Source organism: Gilvimarinus gilvus, from assembly GCF_030518155.1.
GTDB classification, from domain to species: Bacteria; Pseudomonadota; Gammaproteobacteria; order Pseudomonadales; family Cellvibrionaceae; genus Gilvimarinus; species Gilvimarinus gilvus.
The window spans coordinates 1-341 of the sequence record NZ_JAULRU010000680.1; the positions used below are offsets into that span (position 1 = coordinate 1).

The 341-nt window shown below is 41.1% G+C and carries 1 pseudogene; it reads right to left on the reverse strand.

Annotated features, from left to right (window positions below):
• Positions 1 to 112 precede the first annotated feature (112 nt).
• Positions 113 to 341, reverse strand: a pseudogene (locus tag QWI17_RS16860) (transcriptional regulator); the annotation flags it as partial.

The following is a 341-nucleotide window of genomic DNA, read 5'->3' on the forward strand; positions in this document are numbered from 1 at the left end:
ATTCTGAAGTTCGCTATAAAATAAGAGATCTGGAACCAAAAACTGATAGGGCAGCTTTAGCATCAAAGCAGTTAGGCCGCAGTCTTCCATATCAATAATGACATTAGCGTCACTAATGAGTATCCGCATTCACATACTCCAAGTCGCTATCCTGGCGGAATTCCCTTAGTGATTTGCCTAACAATTCTGCAGCTTTTGATTCCCCAATGTAATCTTCTGAAAATGCACGATAAACAAGGCGTGGGAATAACCAAGTAGTTTCAGCAGGGTATGGAATTCCAGGCTCGTTTTTACGCCAACCTCGTTTGCTAAAGAAAATGAACATGCACTTTCTATAGCTA